This is a genomic window from Rhodopirellula baltica SH 1 (genome assembly GCF_000196115.1).
Classification (GTDB): Bacteria; Planctomycetota; Planctomycetia; order Pirellulales; family Pirellulaceae; genus Rhodopirellula; species Rhodopirellula baltica.
In genome coordinates this window covers 3,875,462-3,891,680 of record NC_005027.1, presented here as the reverse complement: position 1 = coordinate 3,891,680, position 16,219 = coordinate 3,875,462, and the positions used below count along the sequence as shown (strand labels likewise).

Annotated in this window: 9 protein-coding genes; 4 read left to right on the top strand and 5 right to left on the bottom strand. The window is 54.7% G+C overall.

What is annotated here, in order from left to right; genetic code table 11:
- Positions 1-127: 127 nt before the first annotated feature.
- A complete protein-coding gene (locus tag RB_RS14955; RefSeq protein WP_164922055.1) occupies positions 128-3,982 on the top strand; it encodes a hypothetical protein in 3,855 nt (1,284 codons plus the stop codon).
- Positions 3,983-4,038: 56 nt separating this feature from the next.
- Here RB_RS14955 and RB_RS14950 read toward each other — a convergent pair whose 3' ends face one another.
- Entirely contained in the window at positions 4,039-6,804 is a 2,766-nt protein-coding gene (locus tag RB_RS14950) for a PAS domain-containing sensor histidine kinase (protein ID WP_164922879.1), read from the bottom strand.
- Positions 6,805-6,871: 67 nt separating this feature from the next.
- A complete protein-coding gene (locus RB_RS14945; protein ID WP_165447219.1) occupies positions 6,872-7,954 on the bottom strand; it encodes an ABC transporter substrate-binding protein in 1,083 nt (360 codons plus the stop codon).
- A 606-nt stretch (positions 7,955-8,560) separates the two neighbouring features.
- Between RB_RS14945 and RB_RS14940 the strand changes: the two genes are divergently transcribed.
- Both RB_RS14940 and lpxK read left to right on the top strand, forming a co-directional pair.
- Positions 8,561-11,197: a DEAD/DEAH box helicase gene (locus tag RB_RS14940; RefSeq protein ID WP_011121337.1), complete on the top strand. Its 2,637-nt coding sequence runs from the start codon at positions 8,561-8,563 to the stop codon at positions 11,195-11,197.
- Positions 11,194-12,291 carry a tetraacyldisaccharide 4'-kinase gene (gene lpxK, locus RB_RS14935; RefSeq protein ID WP_011121336.1) on the top strand — a complete coding sequence of 366 codons (1,098 nt, stop codon included), beginning with the start codon at positions 11,194-11,196 and terminating at the stop codon, positions 12,289-12,291. Before RB_RS14940 ends, lpxK begins: the two co-directional genes overlap by 4 nt.
- Here lpxK and RB_RS14930 read toward each other — a convergent pair.
- Positions 12,264-13,481: a RimK family alpha-L-glutamate ligase gene (locus RB_RS14930; RefSeq protein WP_007337623.1), complete on the bottom strand. Its 1,218-nt coding sequence runs from the start codon at positions 13,479-13,481 to the stop codon at positions 12,264-12,266. The genes lpxK and RB_RS14930 overlap by 28 nt on opposite strands.
- 126 nt (positions 13,482-13,607) lie before the next feature.
- A complete protein-coding gene (locus RB_RS14925; protein ID WP_007334532.1) occupies positions 13,608-14,141 on the bottom strand; it encodes an ATP-dependent zinc protease family protein in 534 nt (177 codons plus the stop codon).
- A 300-nt stretch (positions 14,142-14,441) separates the two neighbouring features.
- On the opposite strand from RB_RS14925, the gene RB_RS14920 reads away from it, so the two are divergent.
- Positions 14,442-15,290 (top strand): SDR family NAD(P)-dependent oxidoreductase, encoded by an 849-nt coding sequence (locus RB_RS14920; protein ID WP_011121332.1) that lies wholly within the window; start codon positions 14,442-14,444, stop codon positions 15,288-15,290.
- 43 nt (positions 15,291-15,333) lie between these two features.
- Here the strand turns inward: RB_RS14920 and RB_RS14915 are convergent, their stop codons facing one another.
- A complete protein-coding gene (locus RB_RS14915; protein WP_011121331.1) occupies positions 15,334-16,104 on the bottom strand; it encodes an MBL fold metallo-hydrolase in 771 nt (256 codons plus the stop codon).
- Between the last annotated feature and the right edge of the window lie 115 nt (positions 16,105-16,219).

Sequence of the window (16,219 nt, the reverse complement as noted above, 5' to 3'; positions counted from 1 at the left end):
TTGGTCAACGACTGATCAAGACGGACACTGGCCCATGTTCAACGCCGGAGATGGTTTCAAAAACGTCTCTTGGGGTCGTTCGTCCAAAAGGAGTATGCTTCGCCATGCCGCACCACACTGGAAGAGGATGCGAGCTTACTTTTCATGGATTGAATCGATGGCGATGCGACGCAAAGCGGGCCGGAACTACGACCTCGATGCCAAATTAGGTGTCATGGAACGTTCGCAAGAAGTTCGCACCCGCAGTCGACGTCAGGGCCGAATGCAACGAAAACGAACGTTGGTTCTGGTTCTGCTAGTGTTTGCCATTCTTGGCATTGGTGCTTTCCCCAGTCTGATCAGTCACTCGCCGATGGGACGTTCGTTGTTAGTGCGAACGCTCGACGCGTATGATTTGGATGCGAACGTCGACTCGATGCAGATTGGTTGGCTAACGCCTTTGCAAATTCGTGGTTTGCACTTGGTGGGACGCACCAGTGGATCCGAGATCACCGTCGACGATTTGCAGACTTCGATTTCGCTGAGCAACCTTTGGTCGGGCGACCCTCAGGCGGGACAATTCGGCGAGGTGCTGGTCCGAGGGGTGCAGCTTTCTTGCACCGTCGACAACGGAACGACTTCGATCGAACAGGATTTGGCAAAGCTTCTCGCCCCAACCGGTGAACCATCCAGTTTCATTCCTCGAGGCACGGTCAAACTACAAGACCTCGAAATTCGGGCGACCGATGCAGCTACCAGCCAAACATGGACTCTGAGCCAATCCCACGCAAACGCGGTCCTCGATGCTTCTCTGTTGGACGTCACCTTTGATGGTGTCTTGAGCCAGCCCGGCGGCGGCGACGGGTCGCTGGCGGGACACGTCAAATTGGCGATGGATCCAGGGAACGTTTCGGCTGACGGGGAGCGATTGGCGGTTGAGATTGACGCGGATTCACTGCCGCTGTCCGTTCTCACGTTGGTCCAACGACGCTTCCCCAGCAGTGAATTGCCAACCGCCATTACAGGCGATGTCTCGGGGAAGACTCAATTGATCCTGACCGGATCGGGAGAACCAAATCTGGTTTTGCGGCAATTGTATGTTCGAAACTTGGTGGCGGCCGATGCTCAAACCGGGCGGAAGTTGTGGGACAACGAGTTGGCGACGTTCGACGGCGATTTGCAAATTCGCGGCGGACGAGTCAACGCTCGGCAAATTGCCGCCAAGACGGATTTTGCCAGCGTTCAAATGAACGGCTCATTCCCAGATTCGGTTTCTTTGGCGGGGACGTCAACCAATCCATTGGCTTGGTTGAACCAAGTTGATGCAACCGCAACGGTTCAAGTGGACTTGCCGCGATTGCGACGCGCATTGCCCGAACTGTTGCCTCTTCGAAACGGAGTCACATTGGTTGATGGAATCGTCGAGGCTCGCATCGAACCGATCGTGGATGGACGGTCCGCGGCACTTGGCGGCGAAAACGTTCGACGCCGTCGCTTGATCATCCGTAGCGGCGTCATCCAGGCTCAGTCCGACGGAGGCGAGGTCCGCGTCGCTCCCATTGATGTGTTGGCGGTCGTCGCCAGTGATTCGCAAAGGCTCTTCGCCGAGCAGTTCGAACTCGAAAGTCCATTCGCCGCGATCAATGGACAGGGCGACTTGCGAAGTGGATCGGCGAATGTGGACATCAACTTTGGCAAGCTTGCCCGAATCTTGCGTCCCTTGATTGATTTGGACGATCGACGTTTGGAAGGCAACGTCCAAGGCGGACTGCAGTGGAATGCTCAGAACGATGGACTGTGGCGTTTGCGTGGTGATGGACGAATGACTGGTTTGGCGATCGAACTGACTCCTGGCCAAAGCTTTCAACCTTCTTCGCTACAGTCGCAATTGGACGTGACCGGGCGTTGGCAATCGAGCGGCGGCGGGCACCTGTCAGAATTGACCAGCGGAAAGCTGAATGTTCTCGGCAACGGGTTGGAAGCAGATGTTGAGTTGGTGCAGGCGATCTCTGGTCTGGATGCCGACCGATTGATTCCACTTCGAATGAGCGGACAAGGTCAGCTCAATGCGATCGCGCAAACTTTGGCTCCTTGGATGCCAACCGGCTATGAATCACTTCAAGGCGGTTTCCGGTTCAACGCTCGAGGTGGCATGAGTCAGTCTGGTGCGGCATTGTTGGAATCGATGGATGCCCAAATCACACAACTCGAAGTTCCCATCTCGGATCAAGTTTGGGAACAGAAACTCGTTAAATTGCATTTTGACGGCAAAGCGAGTTACCCACAGCAGGATGTGATCATTCGTTCGATGACGGTTGCCGGGGATGCCGCATCCGCCGCGATCCAGGGTGAATGGATCGGTGGGATGACTGATATCGAAGTCGCTTGGCAAGCCGAACTCGAACGATTGCAAAGTAGCGTTCGGGAACGATTGGCAACTCGTCCGCAGGATCCACGGTTGTCGAAATCCAGTTCGCAAATGCGATCGGTTCAACAAGTCGCCTACCGCAACGCGGCGGCCGGTAGCATCGCATCAAGTGAATGGTTGCTGCGGGGCAAAATGGAAGGCAGCGTTGTGGCAACGGGCGACCCCGCTGTCTTGTTTCTTGACTCGCACCTAACCGGTCGACAGTTCGAACTGGTCGAGACGGTCCCGCCGACTTCTGTCAATTTCGGTAGCACCAAGCGTGTTGTTTGGGCCGAGCCCAATCTTCGCATCGACGGTCGAGCTGAATGGAACATGAAGGAGTCATCGCTGCAGGCGAAAGCGATGCAGATCGCAGGAGATTGGTTTGCGACGACTCTTTCAGGAACCGTCGACTGGAAAGGCGAACAGCAATCGCTGCGTATGGAAGGTCCCGCGAATTTTAAAATGGATGAAGTTGCGCGGCGACTCACCGATTTGACCGGCACACCGATCGTCGCCGAGGGGATTCACCCGACTCCTTTGAAATTGCAGTATGTGCAAGGTCCGAAGGATCAAGTTTCGTTCAACGTGGACGGAAGCCTGGGGTGGGAAAGCGTTGACGCGGCGGGGATGTGGTTCGGACCAGCAGAAGTGCCATTTAAAATGACTGAATCAGTTGTTTCCATCGCCCCCTGCACCATTCCGGTTCTCGGTGCCAGTCGCTATGTGCAACAACAATACGGCCCGATCGTCGCGCCGTTGGACTACGACCCGAATGATCCCGCAACCTATCAAGCGGCGAATGCCAACACAGCCACCAATGGCAGATTGTTGCTGGCGGGAGATGTTCACTACCGCCCCGCCATTTGGATTGATTTGAAGCCGGGGCCCATCGCGAAGAATGTCCAGCTCACACCTGAGATCACCGGGCAATGGCTGAAGTACATCGCACCGATCGCAGCGGACGCCGCTCGAGTTGATGGAACGTTCAGTGCAACGCTTGAACAAGGCATGGTTTCGATTGACAACCCGAATCAATCGACAATTCGTGGACGTTTGGAAGTGGATCAAGTTCGTATGAACGCCGGACCGTTGGCAGATCAGGTGATCGCGGGAGCACGACAGTTGCAGTCGCTCGCCGCGTTAGGATCACGAGCCAATCCACCTCGCAGTGGTCGTACCTTGATCACGATGCCAGCACAAACGATTGAGTTCAACGTCGCCGGCGGAGTCGTCGATCACCGCGCTCTGCTCTTGGAGATTGATCGAGCCAAAGTAACCACCAGCGGTCGAGTGACGATGGATGGGCAGTTGGACTTGATCGCTCAGATACCGCTGGACGCATCTTGGATGGGTAGCGACCTGAGTGCTCTCACCGGTCAAACCATCACCATTCCGGTCAATGGAACTCTGGATCGCCCTCGGTTGGATTCATCGGGCATCCAGCGGATGGTTGCCGATATGGGAACGCGTGCGGCTCAAGAAGCCGGTACGAACTTCTTGCAAGAACAAATCGGCCGCGGTCAGCAACAGCTCGAGGACAGTCTGAACAAAGGCTTCGAGAAGCTACGGATCGACAAGTTGTTCGGTCGCTGATCTAGCCGGATATCGCCACTTTGGAAGTGCCATAGCAAGTTTGTTCATCCAATGCGTCAAACGATGGCGGATGCCGACTCACTCGGAACGCCTGTTCCTGAAACGGCGGCGATTGGTTTGTTGGACTTTTCCGGGCGATCGATTTGACGTGGCAGGCTGAGCGTGAACAAAGTCCCTTCGCCAAGTTCGCTGTGGATCTCCACCGTCCCGCCATGCAATTTGGTGACGACGTCATAGGTGATCGACAATCCTTGGCCGGTGCCTTTGCCAACTTCCTTCGTTGTGAAGAATGGCTCAAATGCTTTTGTTTTGACTTCGTCAGACATGCCGGGGCCATCGTCACGAATTTCGATGAATACGTGTTGTTCGTCGAATCTGGTTGCCACTTCGATTTTGCCCATGCCTGAAGATCCATTGTTGGTCACTTCGCCGATGGCGTCCGCCGCATTGATGATCAAATTCAGGAATACCTGACTGAGTTCAGCCGGCAAGGCATCGATTGTTGGAAGGTTGCTATCAAGTGAGAGTTCAACTTCGGCGACACACTTCCACCGGTTGCGGCTGAGAATGCTCGAATCGCGAATCAGCGTGTTGATGTCGGTGTCGCTTTTGGATTGTGATCCTGGATGAGACATGACCCTCATCGCTCGAACGATTTCGACGACTCGTTTGGCCGCGGTTGAAGTCTCTTCGATCGCCATGGGGAACTGCGAACGAATGAAGTCGAAACGATTTGTCGCGAGGATCTCCGCCACATTTCCCAATCGATCTTCCCGGTCTTCCGGGCTCATCTCCAGCAATCCTCGGAATGTGTCCGCAACGGTTAGCAACCGATCGGAGTGTTCTTGCAGGAAATCAATGTTGCCGCCGATGCACTGCATCGGTGTGTTGATTTCGTGTGCGATACCGGCAGCGAGTTGTCCGATGGACTCTAGCTTTTGTGCTTGAAGCAGCTTGTTCTCAAGTTTTTTGTAGACCGTCATGTCCGTCGCACAAGCAACAAAAACCTGTTCCGATTTGTGTTCGATCGTGAGAGTTCGAACATGGACGGGATATTGTGTCCCGTCGGATCGAACGTGAATTGACTCGTATTCTGCTTCGACCGCCTCACCGTCGATGATGGGCATGAGATGCTCTTTCAATCGCTTGCCATTGGATTCATCCAAGAAGCTCAAGAGTGTTTTGCCGCGGTATCCAGATTCATCGACGAGCAAATTTTGACAGGCAGCGTGATTGACCTCCAGTAATTCAAAGGTCCGCATGTCGAACACGTAAATTTCGCTTGGACATTCAGCTTGGATTTTGGCCAAGCCATTGAGTCGCTCTTCGGCCGCTTTCCGTTCGGTAATGTCGATGTAGGCTCCGACCAAACCGACGCTCTCGTCGTCGAGGTTGCGCAGCGGAGTCTTGCTGGCCAACACGATGAATGATTTCCCATCGGAACGTTGCTTTGCCATCTCCTGGTTCTTGATGGGAATCCCGAAATACATGATCGATTCCTCGAGCACGTTTTTGTGTTCACGAGTTTCGGTCTTCCACGGAAGTTCAACGTCGGTTTTTCCCACGATGTCCGCTTCCGATGATAATCCCATCCATTCCGCGAATGAGCGACTGCATCCCTGGTAGACCCCCGCTTTGTCTTTCCAGTACAGAGGGATGGGCAAGTTGGAAAGCACGGAGCCGAGAAAGAGTTGCTCGTTCGCTAAATCGGTTGCCGTTTTGTCAATCGCGTCGACTTGGACTGCGATGTCCTGCGATACTTTTCGAGTGAGAATGAGGAATACCAATCCCAAGATCGCTCCCGAGGCGAGGTTGATTCCCCAGACGGTTCGAAGTGCTCGGGCAAAGCTTTCGGTATATTGGTTTTTCAGCACCATTCCGGCTATTGCGAGCTTGCTTCGCTGTTGATCCAGCACGTTCGCGTGCTCGGTCGCAAGTTCGCTGAGGCGTTGACGCTCCGACCGGCTTTCCGCCAGTGCGAATTGCAAAGCAAGTAGTCCGGGCGACTGAAGGTTTTGGTTGTCCATCGTTGCATCGTCTGCAACGCGATTGGACAGTGGATTGAAGATTGTGGCCTCAATCCGCTCGACCACGTCCAGTTTTCCAAGCTCTTCGGTCGCTGCCTTCAGGCGTAGCAAGAGTGGGCGAATTTGATTTTCGCCCATGTCAGCCAGTTGGTCGACGTTGGGAGTCGTCATCAATTGGCTAAGGTGAAAACGAAGTTGTTTGATGTCGCCACTGAGTTGGTTGGTCAGTGTCGAACCGGCACAGTCCTTCAAAATTTCCGCGATTGGCTTTGGATTTTCGGAAAGATGACTTCGCAATCCAAGTGCCAAACGAAGACGTTGAATGCCACGTTGCTTGTCAGCTGTTTGCAACAGATCAGCGAGGGTCGAATCCAATTCAGCAAAACGTCGTTGAGCCGTCGCGGTGAGATAAGCGTGACGACTTTTCCAGGCTTCCGCTTTGACGCTCCAATCCTTGAGCGGTTCGGTTGTGATTTGAAGCCGCTCTTCACCTGTAAGACAAAGCGAGGTATTGAGAGAGTCGCAGGTGTTTTGGACCAGTGAGAGTTCCTCTTGCCAGTTATCTTGTCGATGGTCCGTGTCGTCTGTGCCGGAGTCATTTGATTCCGAGAGTAGTTCGGTTGCTTCGTTGTTGCGGCTGACTGTTGCTCGGCTCATCGCCAATCGCGCATCATTGACTTGGGCTTCGATCGCGTTTGCTTTTGCGCGACTGTCTTCGTGCCAATTCAGCAGAGCGGTCGCGATGACAAAGAACAGAATGCCGCTGCACACCGCGGTGGCACTGAGCCAACGCACCCGGCGCTGAGCGTCATGGGCGTTTCTTGATGGTTGTTTCGTCGTTGGTCGAACGTCGTGATTTGGATTACTCACTCAGGAGTTCCTCCCATGCGAGTGACTGGCTACCGTCGGCGCCGATCAGAACGGGCCAAACCTTGCTGCTGGCTTGATGGTCATTGGGACCCAGTGTCAACGGTGCGCCCAAGCCAATGTCAAATTGTCCGAGTTGTTCCAAAGCGGCCGCGATGGACGAGCGACTGATTTCTCCTTTGATCGAGGTGACCGCCTTGACCAAGATTCGTCCGACGATGTAACCCTCCAACGACACAAACGACAACGGAAGTTCGGGATCGTAATCTCGCATCGCGTCGCGGTATTCGCGGACCAGCGGCAGATCACTATCGAAATGAGGAACCACTTGGGTCGCGACAATTCCATTGGCCAGGTCGCCGAGCGATCGTTGCAGAGCATCAGCGCCCACGAACGAGACCGCTAGAAACTGAGGATTGAAATTGTTCATGCGTGCCATGCGAATCAGCTTCGAGCAGGGTTCGTACGTCCCGACCATGATGACCGCTTTTGGCAAAGGCTGGTGCATCAACAGATCAGCGAGTCCGTCTTCGACTTGAGATGTGTTGCGACGATAGCGACCGTGCGGAAGGCTGGAGACTTTGACGGATTGATGTCGTCGTATCGCGGCCAATCCTCCAAAGAATCCGTCGTCGCCGTAACTGTCGTTTTGAGTGAAGAACCCAATCTCTTCAGGCTTGATGCCTTTTGCGACCAAGGCGTCAACCATCGCAGCGGTCTCTTCTGCGTAGCTGGCTCGGTAGTTGATGACGAACTCGACCGACTCTGTTTTTCTCAATGCGCTGGCTCCCGTGAACGCACCAAAGAATGGTGTCTTTGTCTGCTGCGCGATTGGGATGGCGGTGATGGCGGTGGGGGTTCCGACATTACCGACGACTGCCAGCACCTCGTGCTCATCGGTCAGTCGATGCATATTCGGAGCTGTGCGCGCCGGTTCGTATCCATCGTCGAGTGCGATGAGCTTCAGCGTTTTGGACGGAAGATGGTTTTTTGCCTTCGCCTCATCAAACGCGGCCAAGATTCCATGCCGCATATTGATGCCAAGTTCCGCAGCCGGTCCGCTCAATGCGGTCGACATCCCGAATTTCAACAGCTGCGCATCTACCGGTGTCGCATCAAGCGATTTCGGTGCTGCTCCACTGGCTGACGGCGCGCTAACGCAAAGGACCGCGAAGATGGTTGCCAGTGTTAAGTTCTGTTTGAGCGTAAGTGCTCGCGCAGTTGCCCCAATAGTCTTCATGAAAGATTGCCCCCTTAAGTGAAAGACTCACAAGGAACCTAGGTTTGGATTCTTTCGCACCACATTGGTGTTAGGTGAATCAAGCCTGGGGAGCGGTATACCGAACGTGCTCGTGATGGTCGTGCCGAAAATGGAGGCGTTTCGGGCTTGGTTGGCTTCAAACATCGCCCGTCCAAAAATTGAGAGTCTCTCAAGTGATCGAACGCCGCGATTGTTGTGGGGCTGGATCTTCCGATTTTGAGGACAATGAACGGACGAAAGCTTACATTGGTCGGCAATCCATTGGGGTGTTCGGTGTCGAATGCACCATTGCGGTCGGATTGTGGCGCTGCGGACGGATTGAGACTGTGTCGAGTCAAAGCAAAGTCATCGACATGTGACGAAGGCGGGGAAGCTGGCCATTGTGCCAGCCCCAATTTGCCGTTGTTGTGATACAAAGACGGCATGAACGCCAACTCGCCTTCGACACCTGAGTCCCTCCCCCCCCGCCCTGCCACGGTCGAGCCTGATCTCGATCGAGACACGTTGGCGGAGGAGTATTTCGAACTGCTTGCTTACGAGCCGTATCCGGTTCAAGAGGAAGCGTTGCTGGCGTATTTCACGGGGAATACGCAGCGGACCGAAGGCGGGCCAGCCGCTCAGCATGGTGTGCTCGTGTGTGCGCCGACCGGAACCGGAAAAACGTTGATCGCCGAGGCTGCGGTCTATGAAGCGTTGCGCACCGGCAAACGGATGTACTACACGACGCCCTTGATCGCTCTGACCGATCAAAAGCTCGACGAACTCAGAGAGTCGGCCGTGCGGTGGGGATTCTCGCCGGACCAAGTCGGTTTGGTGACCGGCAACCGCAGCGTCAATCCAGACGCTCCAGTTTTAGTTGTCGTCGCCGAGATTCTGCTGAATCGTTTGCTCAATCCTGAAGCGTTTGAATTCGATGATGTCACTTGCGTGGTGATGGACGAATTCCACTCGTTCAATGATTACGAACGCGGCGTGGTTTGGGAGCTCACGCTCGGGCTGTTACCCAAGCATGTTCGAACGTTGCTATTGAGTGCGACGGTTGGCAACTCGATGGCATTCACAAGTTGGTTGCGAAACGCCCACGGTCGAAATCTACAGTTGGTGCAAGGCACCGAACGAAAGGTCCCGCTTCAGTACGAGTGGGTGGAAGACGACCTGCTGAACGAATTTTGCGAGAAGATCTCAGCGGGTGATGATGAGGAACGGCGGACTCCGGCACTGTTGTTTTGTTTCAGTCGATCGATGTGCTGGACCAATGCGGAAATGCTCAAAGGCAAATCGCTGATCGACAAAGCACGTCAGAAAGAATTGTCCGATATTCTGAATGCATCTGACTTCACAAATGGAGTTGGGCCCAAGCTCAAGCAAATTTTGATGCGAGGTGTTGGAGTTCACCACGCCGGGATTTTGCCTCGCTATCGCCGCATTGTCGAAGAGTTGTTTCAGAAGAAGCTGCTCAGTATTTGTGTTTGCACTGAAACGCTCGCGGCAGGAATCAACTTGCCAGCTCGTAGCGTGGTTTTGCCGAGTCTGCTGAAGGGGCCTCGCGACAAAAAGAAGTTGGTGGACATCGCATCGGCGCAGCAGATCTTTGGCCGTGCCGGTCGGCCTCAGTTTGATGATCGAGGTTACGTTTTCGCCTTGGCCCATGAGGATGACGTCAAAATCAATCGATGGCGGCAAAAATACGATTCCATTCCGGAGGACACCAAGGACCCGGGATTGTTGAAGGCGAAAAAGCAACTGAAGAAGAAAATGCCCAAACGTCGGGCGGGTGAATCGTATTGGACTCAGACACAGTTCGAGCAACTGCAGGTCGCTAAATCGGCGGATCTATCCAGTCGTGGAAAGGTTCCCTGGAGATTGCTTGCTTACTTATTGTCGAAAGATCAAAACGTTCAGCCGATACGGGAGTTGGTGGGGCGCCGATTGATGACGCCTTCACAGATCGACGTGGCACAGAAGGATCTCAATCGGATGCTGATCACGATGTGGTCGGGCGGCTATATCGAGTTGCAGCCGCCGCCGCGGATTGCTCCCGAACGAAAGCCCACGCCAAAGGGAACCAAACCTGGGCAGCCAAAACCGGGGGCGAATGAGCCCGAGCCGGTCGCGACCGGCGGATTGTTTGGTGAGTTGTTGGACGAAATGCGGGCGGCGGAACCTGAAGCGAAGCCCGAGCAATCAGCGGAAGAAAACCAGACGGTCGACGACGCGGAAGCTCTCGCCAAACGCGGTTATGAGCTCGAGGACTACCGGCCGGAAACTGCCAAGCCAACTGTGCGGCTGGAGCGGCTGGTTCAGCTAAAAAGTGTCAATCCATTGTTTGGCGTTTTCATGGCGGATCAGTTGGCGGACGCCGATGAACAAGAACGCATCGCGGCACTGGAAAGCATGCTGGAGGTGCCGGGGTCGGTCGCGAAATTTGCCCGCATGCCATCCTACGACATCATCCCGCCAGGAGCCTTGGCTCAAAACCGGTTGGACGCGTTGCTGTTGCAGCGGGGGTTGGCAACGATGGAAGAATTAGGAGGCGGCAAAGAGGAGGAAGAGGAAGAAGTGAAGGACCGTGGGTTTGGACGAGTGATGTTCGAGGAACCTCGGGTGTGGCCGCTCACCATCGGCGAAAAACTACTTCGATTGTTTCGAGATGAATTCCCCAAGGTCGATGACGTGCGGGTTCGCCCGGTCTGGATCGTTGGCGAATTGCTGGAATTCGGCGGTGACTTCAACAAGTACGTCACGGCGAGAAAGCTGCAAAAGGAAGAGGGCATTCTTTTCAGGCATTGCTTGCGGATGATTTTGCTATGCGACGAGATGGCAAATGTGCCTCCCAAGGGAACCACGGTGGAGACGTGGGAGGATTGGTTGGATGACATCGCAGACACGTTGACGGAAGCATGCCGGAAGATTGACCCGCAAAGCACAGATGAAATACTGAGTCAATCCGAGTCGCCCCTGACGGATGATTTGACCGGTGGTCGCCGCAACACCGGCAGCAAAAACACCAAGCCATTGATCAGCGAATCAGCTGAGAATGAGGAACAATCGACACCATGAGTTGGGACTATCGACCGCTGCTGAGCGGCCAATCTCGAGATCCTTTTTCGTCCATGGCTCGCGGGGCTTTGTGGTGTGCCAGTGGATTCTACAACGTCGCCGCTCGACACCGTCGTCGCCAGTACGACAGCGGCAATCGTGAAATCTGCAACGCTGGGGTTCCAGTCATCAGCGTCGGCAACCTGACGACTGGCGGGACGGGAAAGACGCCAGTCGTCGCAGATTTGTGCCGTCGCCTTCGTGCAATGGACTTTCGCGTGACGATCATCAGTCGTGGCTACGGTGCCAGCGATGGCCGAATGAACGATGAGGCGATGGAGCTTCAAGAACGCCTGCCCGATGTGCCACACGTGCAGCATCCCGACCGCGTCGAAGCCGCTCGCATCGCGGTGGAAGAGTTGGCTGCGGAAGTCTTGGTCATGGACGATGGGTTTCAACACCGACGTCTACAAAGAGATTTGGACATCGTTGTCATCGATGCGACTTGCCCGTTTGGATACGGCCACGTTTTACCTCGTGGGACATTGCGTGAACCTCTCGACAGTGTCACTCGTGCGGATTGGGTTTTGATCACTCGGGTCGATCAAGTCGATCCTGAAGAAGTCCTGGCGATACGGTCGACGATCGCTCAACATGCTCCCGACTGCCCCGTGCTCGAAACCGAGCACCGCCCGTCGACGATTCAAAGTTCGGTTGGAGATTGGGAAGCAATTGAGGTCTTGATTGATCAACCAGTCGCATTGGTTTCAGCCATTGGCAATCCCGATGCGTTTGAGCAAACCGTTTTGGATTGCGGTGCGATCGTGGTCGATCATCTTCGACTGCCCGACCATGATTCATACGAGCGAGCGACTCGCGAAAAATTGCGTTCTTGGGTCACCAAGTTGAAAGGCGGCCCGCAACCGCCGCAACGTTTGCTGTGCACACACAAGGACGCTGTGAAATTGGCGACGGATTCCATCGCCGGCGTGCCTTTGGGCTACATGCCCATCGAACTCGCTTATCGCACTTCCGAAGAACCGCTTCAATTGCGGTTGGAACTGTTGATGGGTGGCTCGGTGGAAAATCAATCGTCGCGAGACGATTCGGCGTGAATGGTCGCTGCCGAATCGGGTAGCCGTTTGATCTTGGGGCGACGCTGTTTCCGAACTTTTTCCGGAACCATTCCCCGCATCGCTTCCAATTTTCCGAAGCACAGCAATCGATCATGCGGTTCCAGCGTGCGTTTCAATCGCGGGTTCGGGATCACCGTCGTGCCCCGGTAGAGCGTCAGCACGTTGATGTCCAATTCTGGCAAACCGGATTCGTCAATGGTTTTGCCGACGTAGTCCGATCCATCGCGGACGTGCAGTTCAGTCACGCCGTATCCGCGGCTGACGGTCAAACGCTGGCGAACATCGACTTCGGGGAAGTCGACCTGGGCGGACATGTAATCAATGATCGCTCCCGCGATATCGAGCTTGGTTGCCGATTCAATGCCTTCCAAACCCGGTGAAGAATTGACTTCCATTACCTGCGGACCATTGGTCCCCTCGAGCATGTCGACGCCGGCAACTCGCAGGCCCATGATTTGAGCAGCCCGGACCGCAGTTTCGGCGTAGGTTTCATCCAAAACCACGGCTTCGGTTTGACCGCCACGGTGAACATTGCTGCGGAACTCGTTGCCAACGGCAACACGACGCATCGCGGCGACGACGCGATCGCCGATCACAAATGCCCGAATGTCTTTGCCGCGGCTTTCGGCGACAAACTGTTGAACCAGAACGTTCTGTTTCGTGCTTTGCAGTGTCTCGATGATTGCTTCGGCGACCTTGACGTTTTCGGCCAGAATCACACCGACACCTTGGGTTCCTTCCAGCAATTTAATGATCACCGGAGATCCACCCACACGCTCGATTGCGGGAAGAATGTCTTTGCGATCGCGAACGAACGTCGTCTTCGGGATTCCAATTTGATGTCGGGACAGAATTTGCAAACTACGAAGCTTGTCCCGCGAATTGCTGATGCCGGCCGACGAGTTGGCACAGAACACATCCATTTGCTCGAATTGCCGGACGACGGCGGTACCGAAGTAAGTGATCGATGCACCGATACGAGGAAGCACGCCGTCGTAGTCGCTGAGCTGCTTGCTGCGATAGTACAGATCGGGTTCACCTTCGGCCAAGTCGATAGCGAACTTCAGCGTGTTGAGAACTTTGGCTTTGATGCCGCGTTGTTCGGCAGCTTCCACCAATCGTCGTGTGCTGTAACAACGTGGCGAACATGACAGGATGGCAAGTTTCAAGGGTTTTCTCTCAGGAAGCTGCGAGTTGCTGAAGTTGGGCCACAGGACCCGGCACCGGATGCATCCGATGCGAGTGCAGAGGCAGTGTCTATCTTTGACCGAGTGAGACGGTCACGTTATGGCGATTCAGTTCAATGGTGGTTCCGTCCCATTGGGACGTTTGCGTCTTCTGCGGCCAGCCAAAAACGATGCGGCGGAATCGACCAAGAATCGATTTCGAATTGCTTCGCGGCCCACCAACATACGAAAACCCATCGAGTCACGATTGGCGAGAGTCAAATCCACCATCACTCGGCGTCGTAAGATTTCCAGTGCGGTGCGAATCACGATTCGTTCGCTGACGTTGCCGTTGCTGCTGCGGACATGTCGACGTTCCAAAATCGGCACATCGGCTTCGATATGCAGGTCGTCACGGCGCTGGACGGGGTGAATGGAGAAGCGAACACGCTCCACATCGTTCTCGAAATACGTTTCCACATCAAACGCGTGCAGCGAACTGGATCGTGCACCCGTGTCGATTTTGGCTTTGACGTGACGAACTTTTAACTCTGGCAATCCAACCCATTCACGCCACCCAATTACGACCAACGGGTCTGTTGGCAGTAGTTTCGAGCCGGTGAATTCCGTTTCAGGCTGATGAGGGCTAGGATCGTTTGTCATTGGCCATCGTTGGTGGGTAGGATCGCTAATGGCTGGTCGAATCAGTCGTGCGTGACAACCTGAACCGTCAGTCATTCAGCGGTGGGCTCTCCATCGATTGAGCGAACACGATGAGCGATGGGATGCATGCAGATTGACGATTGAGAGTGCGAAACGTCAAGCGGATCAAAAAACTTTGGCGTCGACCGCGTCTGGGCATCAGACACATTGTGACCGATTCGCTATACTCCGAGGGCGTTTTATTCTGATTGTTTGCCGGAAATGTTTTCCGCCCATTGCCCTGCCCCTGGAGTTGAATGAATGTCCGCTGAATCATCCGATTCGATCTCGCCCTCCGATTCTTCTCGACCGTTGAAGGGGAAGCGTGCGTTGATCTCGGGAGCTTCACGCGGAATCGGACGCGGGATCGCGTTGGAAATGGCTCAGGCGGGCGCGTCGGTTACGATAAATTATCATTCGAATCCCGAAGAAGCCGAAAGCGTCGTGAAAGAGTGCGAAGCTCTCGGAGTCGCCGCGTTCGCAATCGGGGCCGACATTTCGGATGCCGACCAAGTCCGAGGTATGGTCTCTGACGCCTGCCAGCAAATGGGCGGTTTGGACATTGTTGTTAGCAATGCCGCTTACAGCGATCGACATTTGATGTTGGAATCCGACATGGATGAGTTCCGACGCACGATCGATGTCAGCATGTGGGGCGCTTTTCATCTGGTTCGATCGGGTGCCCAAAAGATGGTCGACAGTGGCAATGGCGGCAACATTGTCGTCATCAGCAGTCCTCACGCTCACATGCCGATGCCTGGGGCGATGGCTTACAACATGGCCAAGGCTGCGAACGATCAAATGGCGCGAACCGCCGCGGTGGAACTCGCATCGAAACGTATTCGTGTGAACCTGATTCATCCGGGGTGGATCGACACTCCCGGCGAACGAAAGTTCTTCAAAGAGGAAACATTGCGTTCCGAAGGTGCCAAATTGCCTTGGGGCCGTCTTGGTCAAATTCGCGAAATCGGTCGCGGTGCTGTGTTCCTTTGCGACCCTCGCAGTGAATACATCACCGGCAGCACGCTGACGATCGACGGTGGGATCCAATTGCCTTGGCGCGAGATGTATCGTGTCGAAGAGGCTCGCCGCGAAACGGCGGCAACCTGATCACGTCTGGACGAAGACGTGAATCACTGGTCCACGATCAATCTTAGAACGCGACGCTCAAACCATCCGTCGCGATTTCGATTGGACAGTCAAGCGATTGGCCTTCATCGCCGATTTCCAGTTCAGCGATTGGGTTGATATGCGTGAGCAATAGACGTCGCGGTTTGGTCTGGCCAGCGATGTCCAATACCTTTCGCAGATAGCAGTGGCCGGTCTTCTCCGCCCACTTCTGATTCTGGTTGTCGAAATTGCATTCATGCATCAACAAGTCTGCACCCGACATCCAACGAAGCGATTCCGGGTCATCTTCGCCAAGCGTGTCGGTTGCATAGACCAATACGGCGGGGGGATCAGAGGCAGATGATTCTGGCCTGGGGGTATGCAGTCGATAAGCCACCGATCCTCCGGGATGCTCCTGAGGTCGCCAAGACATCTCCGTTCCATGCAGATCACATGTGGACTGATCGTCAATCGCGTGCCATGTCACCGGGATTGCGACGGGGAAGAGGCTCTCGTGGAACAGGTGTTCTCGAATGGCTGCCAGCTTTTCTCGCTGACCCCAAACACAAACCTCCTTCACGGGCCGCTGATGCAGGATATCCAACAAGAATGTTAGGCCGACGACATGATCGAGATGGGCGTGACTGAGAAGGATATCGAGGTGGTCGGTTTCGATAAGCTTGGGCAGACGAAAGATTCCCGTGCCCGCATCAAGCAGCACGCCGGACTTCGGTAGGAAGTAACACGATGTGTGACGAGATTCGTTGGGATGATACCCAGCCGTTCCCAAGCAATGCACTTCCAGTGTCTTCATCGAATTTCCAATGCCTTCCCCAATGTCACCATCTCAGAGATGTCGTCCAAGTGGTCTCATTCGTTCGTCCAGCGATGTATCGTCGGCGAGATACCAAACGTCCTGTCGGAGTCCA

Coding starts and splice junctions, on each gene's coding strand:
- RB_RS14955 (WP_164922055.1), top strand. CDS start 128: ATGCGAGCTTACTTTTCATGGATTGAATCGATGGCGATGCGACGCAAA.
- RB_RS14945 (WP_165447219.1), bottom strand. CDS start 7,954: ATGTCGACCGCATTGAGCGGACCGGCTGCGGAACTTGGCATCAATATG.
- RB_RS14940 (WP_011121337.1), top strand. CDS start 8,561: ATGAACGCCAACTCGCCTTCGACACCTGAGTCCCTCCCCCCCCGCCCT.
- lpxK (WP_011121336.1), top strand. CDS start 11,194: ATGAGTTGGGACTATCGACCGCTGCTGAGCGGCCAATCTCGAGATCCT.
- RB_RS14925 (WP_007334532.1), bottom strand. CDS start 14,141: ATGACAAACGATCCTAGCCCTCATCAGCCTGAAACGGAATTCACCGGC.
- RB_RS14920 (WP_011121332.1), top strand. CDS start 14,442: ATGTCCGCTGAATCATCCGATTCGATCTCGCCCTCCGATTCTTCTCGA.
- RB_RS14915 (WP_011121331.1), bottom strand. CDS start 16,104: ATGAAGACACTGGAAGTGCATTGCTTGGGAACGGCTGGGTATCATCCC.